The sequence below is a fragment of the Alcanivorax sp. HI0083 genome (assembly GCF_001635175.1).
Window position 1 is genome coordinate 1 of sequence record NZ_LWFX01001320.1, and the last position, 4,036, is coordinate 4,036.

Below are 4,036 nucleotides of genomic sequence, written 5' to 3' on the forward strand. Positions count from 1 at the left end.
TTCGGCTTCTGCAGCGTCCAGGTCAGAGCCCGGCGGCCGGCGGCCGGCCGACACCAGGTGGTTCTTGGCGGTATTGACCGCGATACGGTAAAGCCAGGTATAAAAGGCGCTGTCTCCACGGAATCGGGGCAGCGCGCGCCAGGCCTTGATAAAGGCTTCCTGAGCAACATCCTGGACCTCGTCCTGGTCACGCACATAACGACTAATCAACGCGAAAAGGCGCTGCTGATACTTTCGCACCAACACCTCAAAGGCACGCTGATCGCCGGTTTTGGCTTTCTTGACCAACTCTTCGTCTGACACCGATCCCCCGGATCTATCGCGAAACGCGTGAAGTAACCATGGCCGCATGACGGCCCACTAAAACGCGCCATTGTAGCAGTTGCCCGGGCGGCGGCTACACCATGGGCACGATTTCGCCACCTTTTCACATTGCTTGAACATTTCTGTGGCGGCGAAGTCGAGGCGTTTCAACGTATTATAGGACAGAATCGGACACATAAATGCCCGAATGGTTCCCGAGAGAACATGGAAACCGGACGCATTCTCGATAGAACGACAGAAGAAGAAAGGCGCTCACAGGAGCCAGAGGCGGCCCTGCGAGCGATAGGTCATGAAGGCACTGAGAGCACTGAAAGCGCTGGGAACTAGAAAATTGAGCAGCCAGAACCGCCGAATTTCTTTTTCACCTGGGCCATACAGCCGCGCATCAGCAGGCCAAAGGGATCGCCGGGCAGAGTTTCGCAGACCTTCTTGGCCGCATAGGCCTTGGAACATTCCGTGGCCGTAGCTTCCAGGGTGTTGCCGGCCACCGGTTGCGCCCCGACCTGCCCGCCCGGGGCGGCGGCCGCCATCAAAGCCGCAGATCCCCCCGGTGCCGCCTTCGGCTCACTGGCCTCGATCATCGCAGCCACCACATCGGCAGGCAGCCCCTCTTTGGTCAACCAGCTGGATTCTTCAGGCGTAAACAAGGCATAGGGCTGGCCCGCAGCCTTGATACTCGCTGCCATGGCCGGTGCCGAACGCTTGCGATAGGTTTCCTTGAGCACATCCATCACCCGTAAATCCGCCGGCCCGATAAATAAAAGCCGTTCATTACCGTGAATGTCATCCGCGAATTCAGGGTGCCTTTCGACAATCGCCGCATAAGCTTTGAGGCGCTCATTACGTTTTTTCCCCGCCAGCACCTCGGCCAAATGGGTGGACACCAGCGGGCGATAGAATTTCAGTTGCGGGTTATCCAGCGCGGCGGCCAGCTTATCCACATCCTTTGATTTCTTGAGCGAGTCATACAGCGGCTCTTCCGCAACGATGCTTCGCGTCAGCTTTTCTTCATGGGAGAAGAACGAGGCATACCAGGCCGCATCGGTGACTTTCTGGGTGCCACGTAATTTCCCTAGCGGAAACCAGCTCATGAACAATGTGCCGCGGTAGTGAGCGTTGGCGCTATACACCAGCTCCCCTTCCGAGCGCATTTCAATGGTCGTATCGAAGTGCTGCGGTGACACCACAGGAACCAGACAAAGACTGAAAGTACAGCCCAGCGTCGTCACCAGCACCGTCGCAACCGTTCCCACGCTATTCTTCGGGCGATGGCGCGTTACCGTGATATCCAGCGGCGGCATATCACCATCATGCAACCAGTAATCCGCCGCCCGCGCCATTTCATCATTGGCACTGCTTCTTGGCTTCTCGTCAAAGGCTCTCTGGATTCTTTCACTGGCCCATGGGTAGGCATTATAAGTCGCCTTACCCTTGGCATAGGGAATAATCGGATTATTCGGATTGGTGTTGAAAAGATCAATCGTGTCCTGCGTGATGGGTGTACCCTGCTCCGTGTAGTAATTCGCAGACATACAGCCACTTAACAAGCTCACACCCATCGCGCTGGCTGCCAGCCCTTTTAGTACCCTTCTCATAGTGTTCCCCGATACTGATTGTCCGTACGCCACTTCCCCCAATGAAAGCAGCGCTGTCCCAAGTCACAGGAAAATAACAACACTGTCACAAAACCGCATCCCCCATTTGGGGGATAGGTCAGCATTGGTCATTTAGTCAGGACCGGATTCACCGCTATACTGGCCACCGCATATCCCACCCAACCGGGCTCTTCACAACAGGATTCTCCATGGCTACCTACCGACACGATGTACTCATTATCGGCTCCGGCGCTGCAGGCCTCACCGCTGCCTTGCGCCTGCCGGATGAGTGTCAGGTTGCCCTGCTCTCCAAGGGAGAGCTCACCAGTGCCAGCACCTACTACGCCCAGGGTGGCGTGGCCGCGGTGCTGGATCAGGAAGACTCACTGGAAAGCCACGTGGCCGACACCCATGTGGCCGGCGCCGGCCTGTGCCACGATGATGCCGTGCGCTTTACCGTGGAAAACGGTCCCGACGCTATCCGCTGGCTGATTGATCTGGGCGTGGACTTCACCCGCTTTGACAGTGGTGACGGCAGCAAGCTGCCCTACCACCTGACCCGCGAAGGCGGCCACAGCCACCGGCGTATCATTCATGCTGCCGACGCCACCGGCAAAGCCATTTCCGGCACATTGATTGAACAGGTCTGCCAGAAACACAACGTGACCCGTTTTGAACACCGGGTAGCCGTGGACCTGATCGTGCAGGAACACGACGCCCCCAACGGGGAACAAGGCAAAGAAAAACGCTGTTGCGGCGCCTACGTGCACAACATTCAGACCGGGGAAACCGACGTTATTCTGGCCCGCTCCGTGGTACTGGCCACCGGCGGCGCCTCCAAGGTGTACCTGTATACCTCCAACCCGGATGTGGCCACCGGCGATGGCATCGCCATGGCCTGGCGGGCCGGCTGCCGCGTGGCCAACATGGAATTCATGCAGTTCCACCCAACCTGCCTCTATCACCCCAAGGCGAAAAGCTTCCTGGTCACCGAAGCCATTCGCGGCGAAGGCGGACACCTGCTGCTGCCCAATGGCGAACGCTTCATGAACCGCTTTGATGAGCGCGGTGAGCTTGCTCCCCGGGATGTGGTGGCCCGGGCCATTGACCATGAGATGAAACGGCTGGGGGCAGACTGCCTGTATCTGGATATCAGCCACAAGCCGGCGGACTTCATCATCGAGCATTTCCCCACCGTATACGCCAAGTGCCTGCAGCTGGGGCTGGATATCACCCGCGACCCGATTCCCGTGGTCCCCGCCGCCCATTACACCTGTGGCGGCGTAATGATCAACGAACATGGGCAAACCGACCTACCCGGCCTCTACGCCATCGGTGAAACCAGCTTCACCGGCCTGCACGGCGCCAACCGCATGGCCAGCAACTCATTACTGGAATGTTTCGTCTACGGCAAAGCTGCCGCCGACCATATCGGCGCACACCTGGATGAGATACCCACACCCCGGGACGACAATGAATGGGACGAATCCCAGGTCACCGACTCAGACGAGGACGTGGTCATCAGCCACAACTGGGACGAGCTGCGCCGCTTCATGTGGGATTACGTGGGCATCGTGCGAACGGAAAAAAGACTGGAGCGTGCCCTGCACCGGGCCGAACTGCTGAAGAGCGAGATCGCCGAGTATTACAGCAACTACCACATCAGCAACGATCTGCTGGAGCTGCGCAACCTGGTGGTGATCGCCGAGCTAATCATCCGCTCCGCCATGCAACGCAAGGAAAGCCGCGGCCTGCATTTCATGCGTGATTTTCCCGGTGTGAATGAAGAAACCAGGGACACGATCCTGACGCCGCTAATCAGTTGACAGTTGATAATGGACAGTTGACAGCGGCGCGATATGAAATGGGTGGAATCTGAAACGCAAGAGGCCGCGCCCACACGGTGGGCGCGACCTCTTTTCGTTCTGAAACAGAAAGCGTTAATGGAATGCCCCGGAAAAAGTAGACACCTTCATTTGGAGAGAAGGTGTCATGAAATACAAAGCCAAGCGCTACTTCAGCGATGATTTCAAACGCGAGGCCGTGCAGGCCTCGCTATCCACCACGCAGACACAGTCCGCACTAGCTGGCAAGCTAGGCATACACCCAAAGTTGTT

The 4,036-nt window shown here is 57.7% G+C and carries 3 protein-coding genes; 1 reads left to right on the forward strand and 2 read right to left on the reverse strand.

What is annotated here, in order from left to right; translation table 11 throughout:
• A partial coding sequence (locus tag A3754_RS19700; RefSeq protein ID WP_156497104.1) for a sigma-70 family RNA polymerase sigma factor occupies positions 1–303 on the reverse strand: 303 nt, incomplete at its 3' end.
• A 344-nt stretch (positions 304–647) separates the two neighbouring features.
• On the reverse strand, positions 648–1,856 hold the full coding sequence (locus A3754_RS19705) for a hypothetical protein (protein ID WP_063521054.1): 1,209 nt from the start codon (positions 1,854–1,856) through the stop codon (positions 648–650).
• Positions 1,857–2,128: 272 nt separating this feature from the next.
• On the opposite strand from A3754_RS19705, the gene nadB reads away from it, so the two are divergent.
• A complete protein-coding gene (gene nadB, locus A3754_RS19710) occupies positions 2,129–3,745 on the forward strand; it encodes an L-aspartate oxidase (RefSeq protein WP_063521053.1) in 1,617 nt (538 codons plus the stop codon).
• Positions 3,746–4,036 lie beyond the last annotated feature (291 nt).

Excerpts from the sequence above, each read along its gene's own strand:
- A3754_RS19705 (WP_063521054.1), bottom strand. The coding sequence starts at position 1,856 with ATGTCTGCGAATTACTACACGGAGCAGGGTACACCCATCACGCAGGAC.
- nadB (WP_063521053.1), top strand. The coding sequence starts at position 2,129 with ATGGCTACCTACCGACACGATGTACTCATTATCGGCTCCGGCGCTGCA.